13 protein-coding genes are annotated in these 17,818 nt (G+C 59.2%); 8 read left to right on the top strand and 5 right to left on the bottom strand.

From position 1 onward, the window contains the following. Positions 1-317 precede the first annotated feature (317 nt). Positions 318-692, top strand: coding sequence for a DUF6124 family protein (locus tag CKW18_RS06425; RefSeq protein WP_095187991.1), 375 nt, complete (start codon positions 318-320; stop codon positions 690-692). Positions 693-838: 146 nt separating this feature from the next. On the opposite strand, the gene CKW18_RS06420 is transcribed toward CKW18_RS06425, so the two are convergent. Both CKW18_RS06420 and CKW18_RS06415 read right to left on the bottom strand, forming a co-directional pair. Continuing rightward, positions 839-1,198 carry a PilZ domain-containing protein gene (locus CKW18_RS06420; protein ID WP_095187990.1) on the bottom strand — a complete coding sequence of 120 codons (360 nt, stop codon included), beginning with the start codon at positions 1,196-1,198 and terminating at the stop codon, positions 839-841. A 230-nt stretch (positions 1,199-1,428) separates the two neighbouring features. After that, positions 1,429-1,815, bottom strand: coding sequence for a tol-pal system YbgF family protein (locus CKW18_RS06415; protein ID WP_095187989.1), 387 nt, complete (start codon positions 1,813-1,815; stop codon positions 1,429-1,431). A 172-nt stretch (positions 1,816-1,987) separates the two neighbouring features. On the opposite strand from CKW18_RS06415, the gene pyk reads away from it, so the two are divergent. The 4 genes from pyk to CKW18_RS06395 all read left to right on the top strand — a co-directional run bounded on the left by pyk (position 1,988) and on the right by CKW18_RS06395 (position 8,067). Next, a complete protein-coding gene (gene pyk / locus CKW18_RS06410; protein WP_095187988.1) occupies positions 1,988-3,439 on the top strand; it encodes a pyruvate kinase in 1,452 nt (483 codons plus the stop codon). A 250-nt stretch (positions 3,440-3,689) separates the two neighbouring features. Continuing rightward, positions 3,690-4,991, top strand: coding sequence for a hypothetical protein (locus CKW18_RS06405; RefSeq protein WP_095187987.1), 1,302 nt, complete (start codon positions 3,690-3,692; stop codon positions 4,989-4,991). Positions 4,992-5,191: 200 nt separating this feature from the next. Continuing rightward, positions 5,192-6,466 carry a hypothetical protein gene (locus CKW18_RS06400; RefSeq protein WP_095187986.1) on the top strand — a complete coding sequence of 425 codons (1,275 nt, stop codon included), beginning with the start codon at positions 5,192-5,194 and terminating at the stop codon, positions 6,464-6,466. A gap of 326 nt (positions 6,467-6,792) precedes the next feature. Continuing rightward, on the top strand, positions 6,793-8,067 hold the full coding sequence (locus CKW18_RS06395; protein WP_170947224.1) for a hypothetical protein: 1,275 nt from the start codon (positions 6,793-6,795) through the stop codon (positions 8,065-8,067). A 76-nt stretch (positions 8,068-8,143) separates the two neighbouring features. Here CKW18_RS06395 and CKW18_RS06390 read toward each other — a convergent pair whose 3' ends face one another. The 3 genes from CKW18_RS06390 to CKW18_RS06380 form a co-directional block, all read right to left on the bottom strand. Next, a complete protein-coding gene (locus CKW18_RS06390; RefSeq protein WP_095187984.1) occupies positions 8,144-8,893 on the bottom strand; it encodes an enoyl-CoA hydratase-related protein in 750 nt (249 codons plus the stop codon). 62 nt (positions 8,894-8,955) lie between these two features. Beyond that, positions 8,956-9,891 (bottom strand): iron-sulfur-binding ferredoxin reductase, encoded by a 936-nt coding sequence (locus CKW18_RS06385; RefSeq protein WP_095187983.1) that lies wholly within the window; start codon positions 9,889-9,891, stop codon positions 8,956-8,958. Then, positions 9,884-10,990, bottom strand: a complete 1,107-nt coding sequence (locus tag CKW18_RS06380; protein ID WP_095187982.1) for a diguanylate cyclase — start codon at positions 10,988-10,990, stop codon at positions 9,884-9,886. Before CKW18_RS06380 ends, CKW18_RS06385 begins: the two co-directional genes overlap by 8 nt. Before the next feature lie 413 nt (positions 10,991-11,403). Between CKW18_RS06380 and CKW18_RS06375 the strand changes: the two genes are divergently transcribed. The 3 genes from CKW18_RS06375 to CKW18_RS06365 form a co-directional block, all read left to right on the top strand. Then, entirely contained in the window at positions 11,404-12,927 is a 1,524-nt protein-coding gene (locus CKW18_RS06375) for a fumarate hydratase (RefSeq protein ID WP_095187981.1), read from the top strand. A 220-nt stretch (positions 12,928-13,147) separates the two neighbouring features. Next, complete coding sequence (locus CKW18_RS06370; RefSeq protein WP_095187980.1) at positions 13,148-17,629, top strand: SpvB/TcaC N-terminal domain-containing protein; 4,482 nt, start codon at positions 13,148-13,150, stop codon at positions 17,627-17,629. After that, positions 17,626-17,818, top strand: a 193-nt coding sequence (locus CKW18_RS06365) for a hypothetical protein (RefSeq protein WP_141233083.1), incomplete at its 3' end; no start/stop codon positions are given. The genes CKW18_RS06370 and CKW18_RS06365, both read left to right, overlap by 4 nt.

Below are 17,818 nucleotides of genomic sequence, written 5' to 3'. Positions count from 1 at the left end.
GAGGCTACAACGCCTTGCGCCTTTGCCTACAGATCCCTCAGAATCCGCTGGCTTGTGCACTTTGCCGATGCCCCGTAACTTTATCCGTGCCGCTGCCAATCAGTGGTCGGGTTTAGTCGCCCGGGAATTACATGCAAGTGCGTAAGCGTCATCCAATCGGGTATTCCCTATCCCCGTACTCGATGGTGGCTGTTCGCAGGGCGCCCTAGGGCGCGCCGGTTTTTTGCATGTCTTTCCCGGTCGACTAACCTGCGTTCAGCCGCCACCCCCTCGTTTAGTCGCGAGAAAGTGGCGGCACTACTTACGAGGACATGTACATGATCAAAGACACCCCAAATCCCCCAAAAACCGGCGACTCGGTTTCCCCCTACGAATCCGCAAATTCAAAAAAACTCCACGAGGCCGCCGAAAAGGCCCTCGACCATTACCTCAAACCCGAAGCCCCGCCCTCGCGCAATTCCGTAGACCGCGGCATGCAGATGTTCATGGTCGCACCCGACATGAACCGCGAAGCGGTGGCCATCCAGACCTACGAAACCTTTTCGTCGGTGAACATCCTGCTGCTGGATCTGGCAGACAGCCTGGAAGACCAGCCGCGGCATCTGGCGATGGCGATTTATCAGCTCAGTGAGATGGGGTTGTTGCTGGCGGAGAAGACGCTGGATAACGAGCGCGCGATTGCCGTGACCTGATCGTTAACCCTGCTGCGCCTGAACTGACGCCATCGCGGGCAAGCCCGCTCCCACAGGTTCTGCGAGCGGACACAACATCCGTGACCGACTAAAACCCCGTGGGAGCTGGCTTGCCCGCGATGCCGATCGTGAAGGCGCCGCAGCACTCAGGCCGAGGCCGGCAACGGCTGAAAACTGAAGTACTGGCGCAACGCATCGACCAATTGCCCGTATTCCGGCGGTGGCCGTTGCAGGCCGAAACCGGCGTCATAATGCAGCGGGGTGGCGTCTTCGTGGCACCACAGGCAGCACGCGATGAGATCGATCACTTGCAGGCATCCGTCGCCACTGGGGATTTTCAGGCGCAGATGAAACTCCACGCCGATCATCATCGGCAACGGGCTGATCAGCATCAAGCCGTCGGCGGACACGTTGCCCAGAAAGCCAATGGGTTTGTCGGTGACGCTATTGAACACTCTAAGGAAATACGGCAGTTGATGCCGCTCGATCCGGCGGTCGGTAAACATGCGCAGTTCGCCATGCAAGGCCCCTCACAGAGCCGCACCTTTGCTTCGGAACGAACCTGTGCGCAGGCTCGCTCTCCCCGCTTCCGGTGTGACGATCGCGACATCGCCGTCACCTTACAACTGCCAGTCGCAGGTGTTGCACGGGCACATTAGAGACTCGGCTCTAAACCCGATTCATTCGACTATAGCTCAGGTTGTACAACCGGCCAGATTTTGTATGACAACTGCCATCAAAAGCGCGTTGGACGCACGACGGCGGCAGCGCTGCGGGTCGGGTAATGGCCCAGGCTCTGCAGGGTTTCCAGGCGTGCACGGGCACGGTAGGCATACTCGCTATTGGGGTACGAAGCGATGATGAACTGATAGGTCTGCGCTGCATCGACAAACATCTTCTGCCGCTCAAGGCACTGGCCGCGCATCATCGACACTTCCGGCCACACATACGGGCGCGCCCGGCTGGCACGTTCGACCTTGGACAGCTCGAGCATCACCTGCTCGCAATTGCCGCGGTCATAGGCGCTGTAGGCGTTGTTCAAATGATGGTTCATCGACCAACGGGTGCAGCCCGTGACGGCGGCGACGCTGAGGGCAAGGGCGGCAATGGGCAACAATCGCATGGGGGTTCTCCTGTCTTGAGCTCTGTATCGACCCATCGTCGGAAATCTTCAGGCGCGTTTGTCCCAAAGTTGCCACGTTCAATAAAGAAAACGATAAGTAGTGCATTCGAACAATGACTACACCCCAAGAGCATAGTAGCCTCTGCCTGCGCTTGAACTCAGGAGTCTTTGCATGTCCGTCCGTCGTACCAAAATCGTCGCTACCCTTGGCCCGGCCAGTAACTCGCCGGAAGTTCTCGAACAGCTGATTCTGGCTGGTCTGGACGTCGCCCGTCTGAACTTCTCCCACGGCACCCCCGACGAGCACAAGGCTCGCGCGAAGCTGGTGCGTGACCTCGCTGCCAAGCATGGCCGCTTCGTCGCCCTGCTCGGTGACCTGCAAGGCCCGAAAATCCGTATCGCCAAATTCGCCAACAAAAAGATCGAGCTGAAGATCGGTGACACGTTCACCTTCTCTACCAGCCATCCGTTGACCGAAGGCAACCAGCAAGTGGTCGGCATCGACTACCCGGATCTGGTCAAGGACTGCGGCGTGGGCGACGAGCTGCTGCTCGACGACGGCCGCGTGGTCATGCGCGTTGATACCGCCACTGCCACCGAACTGCATTGCACCGTGACCATCGGCGGCCCGCTGTCCGACCACAAAGGCATCAACCGTCGCGGTGGCGGTCTGACTGCGCCGGCCCTGACTGAAAAAGACAAGGCCGACATCAAGCTTGCCGCCGAAATGGAAGTCGACTACCTCGCGGTGTCCTTCCCGCGTGACGCTGCCGACATGGAATACGCCCGTCAACTGCGCGACGAGGCCGGCGGCACTGCCTGGCTGGTGGCGAAGATCGAACGCGCCGAAGCCGTGGCCGACGACGAAACCCTCGACGGCCTGATCAAGGCGTCCGACGCGGTGATGGTTGCCCGTGGTGACTTGGGTGTGGAAATCGGCGACGCCGAACTGGTAGGCATTCAGAAGAAAATCATTCTGCACGCACGCCGCCACAACAAGGCTGTGATCGTTGCGACCCAGATGATGGAGTCGATGATCCAGAACCCGATGCCGACCCGTGCCGAAGTGTCCGACGTGGCCAACGCCGTGCTCGACTACACCGACGCCGTGATGTTGTCGGCCGAATCCGCCGCTGGCCTGTATCCGCTGGAAGCCGTGCAAGCGATGGCGCGTATCTGCGTCGGCGCTGAAAAGCACCCGACCGGCAAGACTTCCAGCCACCGTATCGGCAAGGAGTTCACCCGCTGCGACGAAAGCATCGCGCTGGCGACCATGTACACCGCCAACCACTTCCCGGGCGTCAAGGCGATCATCGCCCTGACCGAAAGTGGCTACACCCCGCTGATCATGTCGCGCATCCGTTCTTCGGTGCCGATCTACGCCTACTCGCCACATCGCGAGACCCAGGCGCGCGCAGCGATGTTCCGTGGCGTGTACACCATTCCGTTCGACCCGGCTTCGCTGGAACCGCACGAAGTCAGCCAGAAGGCGATCGACGAGCTGGTCAAACGCGGCGTTGTGGAAAAAGGCGACTGGGTCATCCTGACCAAGGGCGACAGCTACCACACCACCGGCGGCACCAACGGCATGAAGATCCTGCACGTGGGCGACCCGCAGGTCTGAGTTCCGGCCTCTTCGCGGGCAAGCCCGCCCCCACAGGGTTTGTGTGGGTCTGAGTGACCGCTCGCTGAAAAACAAAAGCCCCGCCATGTAAATGGCGGGGCTTTTTGTTTTGCAGGCACTGCAATGTGCTTGCTCTGGGTCCACAGCATAAAAAAACCGATGCGTCGACTGTCAGAGTTGACAGTCGACGGCTCCCTCCCCGCGCACTCTAATCGAGGCTGGTTTTTCCTTTAGTGCTGGAGCGTGAACGATGACAATTCAAAACAAGACGGGGGCGGGACAGCTCGACCCGACATTCGGTATCGAGGGTGTCAAACGCATCAGTGTCCCCGGCTATCCGAATTTCAGCATCGACTGCGTCGGCATCGGCCCGGATCAGCAGATCTACGTCGCGGGTATCAGCGATATCCACGAGCGCCCGACGCTAATCCTCGGTCGTTTCCATTTAGACGGCACACTCGATACCCGTTTTGGCAATGACGGTTTCGCAAAAGGAGCGTATGGCGACTTCTCGCTGTTACGGGTCAACGCAATCACGTTCGGGCCGGCCGACAAAATACTGGTGTTTTGCACGGTTGCCGGTTCTGCAGCACAGGACGCAGCTGCCTTTTCGCGCTTCGATACCAAGGGTTTGCCCGATCGGACATTCGCTGGTCAGGGCAACGCCGTATTCGATATTGTCCTCTCGCCACCTGCAGCAACATCCCCCACGGCCACGACGCAGGCGAGCAGTGCCAGCGCCAGCGCCAGCGCCAGCGCCCGATCAGGCATGCAAGTGTTGTCGGACGGAAAGATCCTGGCGCACATCAATTATTTTTTTAACTGGGGAACGCTACAAGGCCTGATTATGAGGCTGAATGAGGACGGAACGCTCGATCTGAGCCTCAATCAGATTGGCTACTTCATGGTCTTTCATCCTGATGACCAGTTCACCGGCACGGTATTGAGAAACCTCTTGGTTCAGGAGGACGGCAAGTACCTGTGCTGCGGTAATTTGATTACGGAAATGTCTGTACCGAGTCCGGCCATGTTCGCGCGCTATAACACTAACGGAGACCGGGATCCCTCGTTTGGTGTTGATGGAATCGCATCTGTAGCCGACGACACGAACGCAAATCTGATTGACATTATTGTTAACCTGCCCAACCAGAAAATTCTCGGCGTGGGCTTTACCGGCGACGATGCCGGCGTAATGATCAGCCTTAAAAGTGATGGCAGCGAAAACAAAGACTTCAACGGCGGCAAACCGCTTTATACCCGACTGGAGCCGAATGCGATCACCGTCTGGCGGGGGGTAGCCATTCAAAAAGACGGGAAGATCATCGTGACTGGCGCCGTGGGTCCACTAAATGGTCAGACCGACATCGTTGTCGCGCGATTTACCAACGCCATCCTCGATCCCGACTTCAATAATGGCCAGGGCTGGACCCGCACCCACGTGGAAAGTGGCACGGAGTACGCTGTCGGCAACACCTTGCAGGATGACGGCAAGATTGTTGTCTGCGCCCGTTTGTCCCAGAGTAAAAGCGCGCTGTTGCGCTATAACACCTGAGCTTGCATAAGCCGTCGCAAAACAACAAAAGCCCTGCCTTGTGAGAGGCAGGGCTCTTTACTGTCTGGCTTCCGCTAGTTCTGCCCGGATCACCAGCATAAAAAAACCGATGGGGCTACTGTCAGAGTTGACAGTAGACCGCGCCCTCCCCGCGCACTCTAATCGAGGCTGGTTTTTCCTCTAGCGCTGGAGCATGGAAGATGGCAAATCAAGACCTGACAGATGAAGTTCCATACGACCTCACATTCGCGAACAAGGGTGTCGCGATAATCGACATTGCCGGTGGGGCCAAGTTAACCAACATCACGACAGTCGGTAGCGGGCCAGACTTTCGCATCTATTTTTCAGGCTATACCCAATCATATCCCCCGCAATACGTACTGGGACGCTTGCACGCAGACGGATCCAGGGATGTCACGTTCGGGGATAATGGGGTGATCAAGGGGGGGTTCCCTGATCAAATCGCCTGGGGGCCGTTCGCATTGCTGATTCAACCCGACGGCAAAATAATCACTTACGGGGCAACAACGTCTGACCATCCGATATGCTGCTTCGCTCGTTTCAATAGCGATGGATCACTGGATGAGACTTTCGCGACGAAAGGCTACGCATTGATTGAATACAATCTGACTGCGTCCTCACCTGCCGTTAATCCGCTGGCAACGGAGAATAGCGACGCAGCAGCGCTTGGCGCACAGCTCCTGCCCGATGGAAAAATTCTGGCGTTTGCGACTGGCCGCTCGGGCAACCGGATATTGGCCGTGATTCTGCAGCTCACGTCTAATGGCGTTCTGGATACGACATTCAATAAGATCGGATATGTCCAGATCGCTCATCACGATCCGTCGTACGCCCGTACATCAATCAACAGTCTCAGTGTTCAGCCAGATGGCACGTATCTGTGTTGTGGTCGAGCGTGGGGAGAAAAGCCCGACGTGGGCCTGTTTGTTCGTTTGCATACCGATGGAACCCGGGTCAAGACATTTGGCACCGACGGTTTGGTCACTGTCCATGCGCCAACGGAAACCGGGGGGATAATATTCGAGCGCATGGCAATGCAGCCAAATCAACGAACGCTTGTAGCTGGCTGGACTTTTAAAGCCCCCACTCAAGGGCTAATGTACAGTATCGAAGACAATGGCGAGCCCAACATTCAGTTCAATTTAGGCAAACTGCTGTTGATTACCTTTGAGAAAAACAAGAATTCATACTGGTCCGCCTGTGCCATCCAGACAAATGGAAGGATTGTTGTGGTCGGCTCGGTGGAGAAAAACCCTCAACAGCACGACATCATTGTCGAGCGGTACGTCGACGCAACACCAGATCCGACATTCAATAATGGCAAGGGCAGAGTGGAGATAGATTTGAGTGGCGGCAATGATCTAGCCGACGGTATAGCGCTACAGAACGATGGAAAAATCCTCCTGTGCGGTTCCACGAATGGCAAGGCTGTGATTTTCCGCCTTCACGCTTAACCTCCACTCGGGCAGTTTCCTGTCGAGGCGATTCAGGCGCAGGGTCAGCGAACCGCATTCGCGCTGCAGCAGGATCGCTTCGCCAAGGTAAAAACGCGCTGTTGCGCCACAGCACCTGAGCTTGCATAAGCCGTCGCAAAACAACAAAAGCCCTGCCTTGTGAGAGGCAGGGCTTTTTACTGTCTGGTCCACTAAAGGTCTTGTCGGGTCGAGCGACCGTAATACCTTTCACTGGCTGTGTGTCAACTGTCAGGTCTGACAGTAGATATCGCATGCGTATCGGCATCCAATCGGGGACCAGACAAATGGTTTCCAAAGGTGCAGGCATGAATAGTCTCGTCAACAATGCAGGATCGCTGGATACAGGATTTGCCAAGGCGGGTATTTTTACGCTCCAACTGGAAGGCTATTCGGAAACGCTGATTCTTGGTGGGCGGATCGACCCTGCAAGCCAGGCCATCTATTTCACCGGACAGGCACGTAACGGCGTATCTGACCGATCCTGGCTCATCGGCTGCTTAACGCCCGATGGAAACCTGAACCCCGATTTTGGAACCCGGGGCATCACGTTGGGCAAGTTTGGCAACCTGTCTGAATCAAAGGGATTGTCCGTTGCCTTCCTGTCTCAGGGAAAAATTCTGTTGATCGGAGAAACACTCACCTCCCTTGCCTTTGCCCGTTTGCATCCCGACGGTTCACCGGACACGAGTTATGCCGAGCAAGGGCAGCTCATCATCGGCAATCCAGCTGCGACGAATGACAACGTCGCTGCCAGTGCACCCAGTCAACAGCACAGCGGACAGAGTATCGCCACCGCTCAGGCAGACGGCCGGATCGTGGTTGCTCATACCTATCAAGAACGAGGTAACGCGGGCGGTGCTTACTTGTTCATGCTCAAGAGCGATGGAACCCTCGATCTGTCTTTCAATCATCGGGGCCATGTGAAAGTGGAACACCCTGATCATCAATCCGCAGCGGTCAACTTGCTCAGTGGGCTGATGGATGAGGATGGCAACGCTGTGGCTTGCGGATTGCTGACGACGGGCACTTCATCGGCAGCGCTGTTCGTTCGTTATACACGCGAGGGCTATCCTGATCCTGCATTCGGTGACAGGGGATTCGTCATCAGTAACGGGACGGGCCAATATTCACGACTGGTAGACCTGACCCTGCAAGGGAACAAGCGAATGCTGGGCTGCGGTCGGGTCGCTGATCGCTCATATTCGGGTCTGTTGATAAGTCTGGAACGAGACGGCAAGTTCAATATTCAGTTCAACCAGGCAAAACCTTTACTGACCCGGCTGGGTAACAACGATACCCATTGGTCAGGCGCCAGGCAGCAGTCCGACGGCAAAATCGTCGTGGTGGGTGGTATGAAACCAGCATCAGCACTAGTGTTGGTCTTAGCTCGCTTTCAGAGTAACGGTCACATCGATCCCACGTTCGCCAATGGCGCCGGGTGGGTGGCCACGCCGGTAGGCTCTGGTTCCTTCAACTCCCGCGGAGTGATGTTGCAGGGCGATGGCAAGATAGTCGCCTTCGGCTATTCCACCCCATCAGGAGATGTAGCAGGCTCTGTGCTTCGTTATTTCGCCGAGTAGAAATCTGCTGTCCTCCAGCACTCTGGCAGACAGCACAATGCGACTCGCGGTGAGGACAGCCCGACCACCCGAAGGCTCAATGCCGTTTGATAAACCCGGTCAACGCCGCCAGGGCTTCCGGCGAGCGCAGCCTTTGGGTGAACAACACGCCCTCCTCTTCGATCACTTTGCGAATCTGTTCGCGGTCCGGCGCTTTCATCAGTTGTTTGCTGATGCGCACCGCTTCCGGCGGCAATTGCTCGAAACGCAGCGCCATCTCCCGCGCCTTGGCCAATGCCGCTTCGCCGCTGCCCAGCGCCTCGGTCGCGATACCCCAGTCAGCGGCTTGTTCGCCGCTGAAGCCTTCACCGAGCAGCAACAGTTCTGCGGCTTTGGCGTGGCCGAGCAAGCGCGGCAGGATCAGGCTGGAGCCGAACTCCGGACACAATCCAAGGTTGACGAACGGCATGCGCAACCGCGCATCACGCGCCACGTAGACCAGATCGCAATGCAGCAACAACGTGGTGCCGATGCCCACCGCCGCACCGGCCACGGCAGCGATCACCGGTTTGCGGCACTCAAGCAGATTGAGCATGAAGTGGAACACCGGGCTGTCGAGGTCGCTCGGCGGTTGCTGGATGAAGTCGGCGATGTCGTTGCCGGCGGTAAAGCATTCGCTGCTGCCGGTGATCAGCACGGCGTTGATTTCGGGGTCGCTGTCGGCCTGTTTCAACGCCTCGGCGAGGCAGCTGTACATGGCGCGGGTCAGGGCGTTTTTCTTGTCCGGGCGGTTAAGGCGCAGGGTCAGTAAACCGCGTTCGCGTTCCAGCAGGATGGCTTCAGTCATGACAACTCTCGACAGTGCGGGCCGGGAAAGTTCCCCTCACCTCGTACCCATGAATTCAGCGCTTAACCACGGGACAGAAACACATCCGCCAGCAGTTGATTGCGCGGTAATCCAGCCAGATACAGGCGTCGGGCGAAGGCGTCGACACTGGCGGGTGAGCCGCAGACTAAGGCCAGGGTTTGCCTTGAAACAAGGCGCAGTTGCGCCAAAGCGGCGGCTGACTCGGCCGCCGTCCACAGCTCGACACTGAGGTTTTCACGCTGGGCGGCCAGTGCGGCAAGGGGTTTGGCCAGATAGTGTTCGCTGGCGTCATGGGCTTGGTGAATGACGCGAATGGCGCCCTGGTGATCCTGGCGCAAGGCTTCGCGCAACACACCGAACAGCGGGCCTAAACCGGTGCCGGCGGCCAGCAGCCAGAGCGGTCGGGTGTGCCAGTCAGCATCGTAGTGCAAGGCACCACCGCGCAGTTCGCCGAGGCGGATCGGATCGCCAATCTGCAAGCGCCGGGCAGCATCGCTGAATTCGCCGGGCTGACGGCAATCGAGGTGGAATTCAAGAAATCGGTCTTCTTGCGGCAGGCTGGCCAGCGAATACGGCCGCGCGATGTGCTTGATCCACAACACCAGATGCTGGCCGGCGCTGTAGCGCAGGGGCCGTTGCGGGGTCAGGCGCAGGCGCAGGACATTGGCGCTGAGCCAGTCCAGCGCCTCGACCACCGCCGGGCGACCATCCTCGAACGGGTCGAAGGTGTGCACCTGCAAATCTTCGGTCACCTGACACTGGCACGCCAGCCGCCAGCCCTGCTGACGTTGCTCGGCGCTCAAGGCGTCCGGGCGATTGTCCGCAGGCAAACCTTGCACGCACTGCACCAGACACGCATGGCAACTGCCGGCGCGGCAGCTATAGGGCACTGCGACACCGTTCTGATTCAGCGCATCGAGCAGATTGCTACCCGCCGCCACCGACCATTGCCGTTCACCGACGCGAAGTTCAGGCATCGACGTTCTCCCATGCCGCCGCACAGCGATTGCGCCCGTCACGCTTGGCCCGATAGAGCGCCTGATCGGCGCGTTGCAGGGCCTCGTCCAGATCGTCGGCCAGTTCCAGCAGGGTCATGCCGACCGACAGACTGAGATTACGCACATTCAAACCCACCAGTTCAACGTCGGTAAAGGCGATGCGCAGCCGTTCGCAGCAGGCGGTCAGGCGCTCGGCGTCGCAATCGGGCAGCAGCACGACAAATTCCTCACCACCATAGCGCGCCAACACGTCGCCGTCGCGCAGGCAGGCCTGAGCAACCCCGGCGAAGGCCTGCAATACCTGATCGCCGGCCGCGTGACCGTGCAAGTCATTGATGCGTTTGAAGTGATCGAGATCGATCAGCGCCAGACCGTGCACCACGCCCACATCCATCGCCTCCAGTTCCCGTGAGGCCAGACGCAGGAAATGCCGGCGGTTGAACAGCCCGGTCAGTTCGTCGGTGGCGACCAGGTCTTCGAGCTGGCGCATCATCCCGCGCAAGGTGTCCTGATGCGCCTGCAAGGCGAACCGGCGCTGGCGCATGCGTTGCCGGGAAACCTGGACGAAGCGTGCGTAAATCACCAGCCACGCCAGCACCATCGCCAGAATGCACACCTGCAAGGCCGCAAGCGCAGGATCGGCCAAGCGCAAGTGGTAACCGTCCCACAGGGTGATCGCGCAAAAACTGAAGAACACCAGCAGCGCACAGCGGATGAACGCCCGTCGGCTCAGATGAAACAGGCCGAACAGCAGAATCAATACGTAAAACACCAGAAACTCGCCGCGCGCCTCGTCCAGGTGCGCGATCAGCCAGGTTTGCCAGCCGAGCCCGAGCAACACTTGCACTTCGGTCAGGCTGGGGTCGGCAAAACGCTGGTTGCGCCCGGACCAGAACAGGCCGAACAGGGTCGCCTGACAGATCACCACCAGCGCGCTGCCGATGGCCACAGCGTTCAAGGTCTGGTCGTAATGCCCGGTAAAAAACGCCAGCCACAGCAGCAGCAAAGCCAATCCATAGGTGGCCGCAGCGAGGGCAAAGCGTTTAAGCAAAAGACGTTGAATGGCGTTATGGGTCAATCGTTGACTCACCGTGCGATAAGAGGCTGACCGAGTGTCCTACTCTACAGACCGGCTGCCACTTTAGAGGCGTAGTCGATAAATGACCACCGATTTTCGGGCTCGAAAATTGACGTCAAAAACCCACATATTCCCGGTAGGAGCTGCCGCGGGCTCGGGCCGCGATCGGACGAACTTTTGATCTTGTTGTTAAAACCAGCCTGCGGCAGCTCCTGCAGGATTATGCGAAAGACATGCGACCAACGAATGACTGCCGGCGCGTGTATGCCCCTTGGATGCGCGGTATACTGCCGCGCCTTTTTAGCGTCGCGCCAGCAACCCCGGCGTGCCTTGAAAGGTGCTTGCAACCGACCGATGCACCCAAGCTGCAAGCACCTTATTGAATGTTCCCGTCTTTTAGAGGAGCGCGACTCATGACCGTGATCAAGCAAGACGACCTGATTCAGAGCGTTGCCGACGCCCTGCAGTTCATTTCCTATTACCACCCGGTGGATTTCATCCAGGCGATGCACGAAGCCTACCTGCGCGAAGAATCGCCAGCGGCCCGTGATTCGATCGCGCAGATCCTGATCAACTCGCGCATGTGCGCCACCGGCCACCGCCCGATCTGCCAGGACACCGGCATCGTCACCGTGTTCGTGCGTGTGGGTATGGACGTACGTTGGGATGGCGCCACCATGGGCCTGGACGACATGATCAACGAAGGCGTGCGTCGCGCCTACAACCTGCCGGAAAACGTCCTGCGTGCCTCGATCCTCGCCGACCCGGCGGGCGCTCGTAAAAACACCAAGGACAACACTCCGGCGGTCATCCACTACTCCATCGTCCCGGGCAACACCGTGGAAGTGGACGTGGCGGCCAAGGGCGGCGGTTCCGAGAACAAGTCGAAAATGGCCATGCTCAACCCGTCCGACTCGATCGTCGACTGGGTACTGAAGACCGTTCCGACCATGGGCGCCGGCTGGTGCCCACCGGGCATGCTGGGCATCGGCATCGGCGGCACCGCCGAGAAAGCCGCGGTCATGGCCAAGGAAGTGTTGATGGAATCCATCGACATTCACGAGCTGAAAGCCCGTGGCCCGCAGAATCGCATCGAAGAAATGCGTCTGGAGCTGTTCGAGAAGGTCAACCAGTTGGGCATCGGTGCCCAGGGCCTCGGTGGCCTGACCACCGTGCTCGACGTGAAGATCATGGATTACCCGACCCACGCGGCTTCGCTGCCGGTGTGCATGATCCCGAACTGCGCCGCCACCCGTCACGCGCACTTCGTGCTCGACGGTTCCGGCCCGGCCTCGCTGGAAGCGCCACCGCTGGACGCCTACCCGGAAATCGTCTGGGAAGCCGGCCCGTCGGCCCGTCGCGTCAACCTCGACACCCTGACCCCGGAAGACGTGCAGAGCTGGAAGCCGGGCGAAACCGTGCTGCTCAACGGCAAGATGCTCACCGGTCGCGACGCCGCGCACAAACGCATGGTCGAGATGCTCAACAAAGGTGAAACCCTGCCGGTGGATCTGAAAGGTCGTTTCATCTATTACGTTGGCCCGGTTGATCCGGTTGGCGACGAAGTGGTGGGCCCGGCAGGCCCGACCACGGCGACGCGGATGGACAAGTTCACCCGTCAGATCCTTGAGCAGACCGGCCTGTTGGGCATGATCGGCAAGTCCGAGCGCGGCCCGACCGCAATCGAAGCGATCAAGGACAACAAAGCCGTGTACCTGATGGCTGTCGGCGGCGCCGCTTATCTGGTGGCGCAAGCGATCAAGAAGTCCAAGGTGCTGGCGTTCGCCGAGCTGGGCATGGAAGCGATCTACGAGTTCGAGGTCAAGGACATGCCGGTCACCGTCGCGGTGGACAGCAACGGTGAGTCGGTCCACATCACCGGCCCTGCGATCTGGCAGCAGAAGATTGCCGAAAGCCTGGCGGTGGAAGTGCAGTAAGCGCTTCAACCGTAAATAAAGAAGGCCGGCCCGTCACACACGACGGGCCGGCCTTTTTTGTGCCCCGTTTTCGACTCACCGTGCTCGGGGCGGCGATAAAAAGCCGCGACAAAGCACATAAATCGATCGTTCGCACCTGTCAGGTTTGACAGGTTACGCCCTGCTCCTTTCTTGCTAGCGTCAGCCTACCCACGCCCACCGCGTGCGCAAGGACGAGAACATGGCTGATCAGGACCTGAGCATTACCCCCCCGAGCATTGCCAAAAGCTCATCGATCGCCACCATCGGCAAAAGCTGGGACAGCGTCGGCCCGACCGGCATGGCGTCGTTCGAGCTGCCGCTTCCGCTGTCCGCCGGACGCGGTTTTGATCCGCAGTTGTCCCTGACCTACAGCAGCCAGAGTGGCAACGGGGTCTGTGGCCTGGGCTTCGCTGTCAGCCTCAGTCAGATCAGCCGCCGCACCAGCAAGGGCGTGCCGCGTTACACCCCTTTCGATGAGATGCTCGGCCACGATGGCCAAGTCTTGATGCCTGAGCTTGAGGCCGACGGCACGCCCAAGTCGCGCACCGAAACCGGCTACGACTGCGTCGACATCGGCACGCACAGCGTGGTGCGTTACTGGCCACGGGTCGAAAGCGATTTTGCCTTGCGAGAGTATTGGCAACCCGAAGGTGCTCGCGCAGGATTCTGGCTGATACATGGCGCGGACGGTTCGCTGCACGTCTACGGCAAAACCAAGGCATCGCGCCTTGCAGACCCGGATGACCCCAGCCGCATCAGCGCCTGGCTGCTCTGCGAAAGCATGAACGCCCACGGCGAACACATCTGTTACCTGTACAAGGCCGACGATCAGGACCCCGACCCGATCCATGACTGCCGCGCCCAGCGTTATCCGCACAAAGTGCTGTATGGCAACTTCACGGCCAGCAAGGATCTGTATGCCTGGAAGGTAGCAGACCCAGGCACACTGGACTGGCACTTTCACCTGTTGTTCGACTACGGCGAGCGCAGCACCTCGCTGAGCGAGGTGCCGGTGTACGACGGCCCCACACTGAAACCGTGGCTCACCCGTGCCGACCCGTTCTCGACCTACGGCCAGGGTTTTGAAATCCGCACGCGCAGGCTGTGCCAGCAGGTGCTGATGTTTCATTATTTCCCGACGGAACTGGGCGCTGAACCAAAACTGGTACGCCGCCTGCTGCTGGAGTATCGGCCGCCAAATTCCGGGGAGTGGACCTACAGCCAGCTTAGCGCCGCCCACTATCAAGCGTTTGATGCCTCAGGCGTTGTCGAAAACACGCCGCCGGTGGAGTTTGAGCATTCGGACTTCGAGATCAACAAGACCCCGTCCCGTTTGTTCCAATCGCAAAACCAGCCCGGTATCGAGGACGGCGAGGTTTACCAGTGTGTCGACCTGCGCGGTGAAGGGCTGCCGGGGTTTCTTTGCCGATATGAGCAAGCCTGGTATTACCGCGAACCCTTGCGTGCACGCGAAGGAGGTGATGCGATTGAGTACGGGCCCTTGACGTTACTGGACAGAATTCCCGTAGCCGATCACAACAACTCGGTGCAGCAACTGCTCACCGACCTGACCGGTAACGGACATCTGGACTTCGTCATTGCCCAGCCCGGCCACAGCGGTTACTACGCGCTGACGGAGCAGCATGATTTTGCTGCGTTCTTCGCGTTTAAAAACTTTCCACTGGAGTTTTTCAAAACACTCTCGACCCTCGGCGATTTGAGCGGTGACGGCTTGAATTCGCTGGCAATGATCGGCCCGAACTCGGTGCGCTTGTATGCCAACCGCCGCGAAGAAGGCTTCGCCGCTGCCGAAGAAGTGCCCCACCTGCCTGAAGATGACCGCTTGCCCATGTTCAGTAACTCCCGTACTGAACTGGTACTGCTCAGCAATCTGCTCGGCAGCGACATGCCCGAGTTGTGCCGTATTCGCCACAACGAAATCCGCTGCTGGGCAAACCTGGGCCACGGTCGGTTCGGCAAAGGTTTCAAGCTCAGCGACCTGCCGTTTTCCTATGATGAATTCGATTCGTCACGGGTGCGCATCGCTGACCTCGACGGGTCTGGCGCATCCGCGCTGGCCTATCTGCTGTCCGATGGTTTTGAGATCTATCTGAACCGCGGCGGCAACGGTTTTGAACAGATCCCGCGGTTTGTGAAATGGCCCGATGGCGTACGTTATGACCGCTTGTGTCAGGTCAGCTTCGCCGACCTGCAGGGGCTGGGCTGTGCCAGCCTGATCCTGACGGTCACGCATATGCAGCCGCAACACTGGCGTTACGATTTCGTCACGGCCAAGCCCTATCTGCTGACCGCCAGTAACAACAACATGGGTTGCAGCACGAGTGTGGTCTACCGCAGTTCGGCGCAGGAATGGCTGGATGAAAAACAGCGGATACTCAAGCTCAAACGTCTGCCGGTCTGCCGCTTGCCATTCCCGGTGGCCGTGGTCAAAAAACAACAGCAACTGGATGAGATCACCGGTAATTGCCTGACTCAGCGGTTCACCTGGCGCGAAGGTGTGTACGACGGCAAGGAGCGCGAATTCCGCGGCTTCGGATACTTGCAACAAACCGACAGCGAGAGCGCCTCCGGCACTGAAGACGTCGGCTTTAGCGCGCCGGTACGGGCCTGTACCTGGTTTCATACCGGGCGATCCCTGGACCGACCACGTGAGGATTATTTCAATGCCGACGCCCACGCGTCCCCCTTGAAGGCCACGCTGTTCAGCCGCTTTCACGTTACCGACGAAGTCGACGAGCCCATAACGCCACCTGACGCCGAAAGTGAATACCAGATAGCGCGGGCGCTGGTCGGTTCGGTGAAACGCATCGAAACTTACGCCGAAGCAGACATGGACACGCCGGGCACTCCCACACCGTATGCCGTGGAAGAGTTGCGTTATCTGGTGCGTGAAGTCCGTCCGCAGGGGCAGTACGCAGCAGCCGTTTTGCTGCCGCTGGTGCTGGAAAAGATCAGTTATCAGTACGACCGTTTCACGGACGATCCGCTGTGCCGGCATGACGTCAACCTGCGCTTTAACCTGTACGGCCTGACCACGCATGCCCTGACGGTGAGCTATGCCCGCCGGTTGACCGACAAGGACACCCCGCCTTTCAGCGACCCGGACGAACGACAGTGGTGGCTCGATGCCCATGACCCGGCGCAGCAATCGTTTTATCTGAGTGAAACCCGGGCGAAGTTCATCGACCTGGACAAGGACCCTCAGCACTGGCGCCTGGGTTTGCCCTACCAACAGCGTGGCAATGCGCTGGTTTTGCCCAAGGGCACGCTACCAACGGGACTTGGGGCGCAGCAGGTTTGCTACGAGGAGTTGACGACGCATCAGAATTCGCCGCACTGGAACACCGAGCGAGTACTGACGAGCCAGTCCATACAGCGTTACCTCGATACCGACGGCACACCGCTGGCTGAAGGGGTGGCCGGGTTCGAAGCGCTGATAGCGTGCCTGGAAATGGCGCAACTGGACAAGACCGCACTGGATGCTTACGCCAACGTGCCGGGGGATTTCAACATTCACGCTGCAGTGGTGGAGATCGGTTACAAGGCGATGGCTTTTCTGTTCGGGCCAATCGCTGTGCCCGGTGCGGATCCCGAACTGTACTCGGCGAGCTTCGGACACCCCGAGTACGCCAGGCTTGAGGGTTTCTTCAAGGTGGTCGGCTATCAGGAAACCACCAGCCACGGCGTCACCGTCGCCAAATACGACGCCTACCAACTCGCCATCACCCGCGTCGAGTTACCCGATGGCTGCACCACGCAGATCGCCTACGATTATCACGCCCTGCAACCGCTGCGCATCACCGACCCCAACGACAACATCGAAGAGGCGATTTACGAGCCGTCGGGCCAGCCGTTGGCGACCAGTTTTCACGGTACCGAGAACAACATCCCTGCCGGCTTCAAACCGCTGAGCGAATATCGGCGTCCGGAGGATCTTCGTCCGGATGCCGCCATCGCCGATCCGGCGGCTGCCGTGCAACAAGCCGCCAGTACCCTGCGCAAGGATTTGTTCAGCTGGATGGGGCTCATTGCCGCGACAGCACAATGGGTGGCCGCCGGTTATCTGCTGCCCAGCGGCCACATCCGTGCCAGTGCCCGACTGCGTCTTGCACGACTCAGTACGTTGACGGCGGCGGAACAGGCTTTGCACGAAGCCATCAAGTCAGCCCACCGCGAGCCGGTGCACAGCGTGTCCCTCAGTGCCGACCGCTATCCTGGCGATGTTACCGCGGCGCAGATTCAGATCGTCAAAGCCTGCGTCGACGGCTTCGGTCGCCCGCTGCAAACCCAGCAGCTGGTTGATCCGGGGATGGCGTACAAGGTCGTCGATGGCGCGCTGGTCATCGAGGACGGCCACTATGTCGAGGTGCACGCCAATCCGCGCTGGCGGATCAGCGAGCGCATCGAATACAACAATAAAGGTTTGCCGGTCCGCCAGTTCCGGCCGTTTTTGGCCGATACCCATGGCTACGTCAATGATGAGTCGCTGCGTGAACTCGGCTACTTTGATCAAAAGTTCTATGACGCGATCGGCCGGCCAGTAAAACTGATCAATGCCAAAGGTGACTTTTCTCGCGAGGCTTACCATCCCTGGTATCACACCAGTGAAGATTTCAACGATACGGCCGAGTCGACCGCTTCGAAGGTATCCCGGTCATGAGTGCCGCACTTGATTGGCGCACGCCGTCGATCCGCGTGCACGACAGCCGTGACTTGCCAGTCCGCCAAATCGCCTATCTGCGCACGCACGCCGAAGTTCCGGCCACCGCGCTGATCACCCGTCAACACCATGACGCTGCCGGTCACTTGGTGAAGCAATGGGATCCCCGCCTGGCGACCCCGAACCTCA

The organism is Pseudomonas sp. Irchel 3E19 (assembly GCF_900187585.1).
Lineage (GTDB): Bacteria > Pseudomonadota > Gammaproteobacteria > Pseudomonadales > Pseudomonadaceae > Aquipseudomonas > Aquipseudomonas baetica.
Note: the sequence above shows the minus strand (reverse complement) of the source record. Positions and strands in the feature narration are given on the sequence as shown.

Coding starts and splice junctions, on each gene's coding strand:
- CKW18_RS06395 (WP_170947224.1), top strand. CDS start 6,793: ATGAATAGTCTCGTCAACAATGCAGGATCGCTGGATACAGGATTTGCC.
- CKW18_RS06370 (WP_095187980.1), top strand. CDS start 13,148: ATGGCTGATCAGGACCTGAGCATTACCCCCCCGAGCATTGCCAAAAGC.
- CKW18_RS06425 (WP_095187991.1), top strand. CDS start 318: ATGATCAAAGACACCCCAAATCCCCCAAAAACCGGCGACTCGGTTTCC.
- CKW18_RS06385 (WP_095187983.1), bottom strand. CDS start 9,891: ATGCCTGAACTTCGCGTCGGTGAACGGCAATGGTCGGTGGCGGCGGGT.
- CKW18_RS06400 (WP_095187986.1), top strand. CDS start 5,192: ATGGCAAATCAAGACCTGACAGATGAAGTTCCATACGACCTCACATTC.
- CKW18_RS06375 (WP_095187981.1), top strand. CDS start 11,404: ATGACCGTGATCAAGCAAGACGACCTGATTCAGAGCGTTGCCGACGCC.
- pyk (WP_095187988.1), top strand. CDS start 1,988: ATGTCCGTCCGTCGTACCAAAATCGTCGCTACCCTTGGCCCGGCCAGT.
- CKW18_RS06415 (WP_095187989.1), bottom strand. CDS start 1,815: ATGCGATTGTTGCCCATTGCCGCCCTTGCCCTCAGCGTCGCCGCCGTC.
- CKW18_RS06405 (WP_095187987.1), top strand. CDS start 3,690: ATGACAATTCAAAACAAGACGGGGGCGGGACAGCTCGACCCGACATTC.
- CKW18_RS06420 (WP_095187990.1), bottom strand. CDS start 1,198: ATGTTTACCGACCGCCGGATCGAGCGGCATCAACTGCCGTATTTCCTT.
- CKW18_RS06390 (WP_095187984.1), bottom strand. CDS start 8,893: ATGACTGAAGCCATCCTGCTGGAACGCGAACGCGGTTTACTGACCCTG.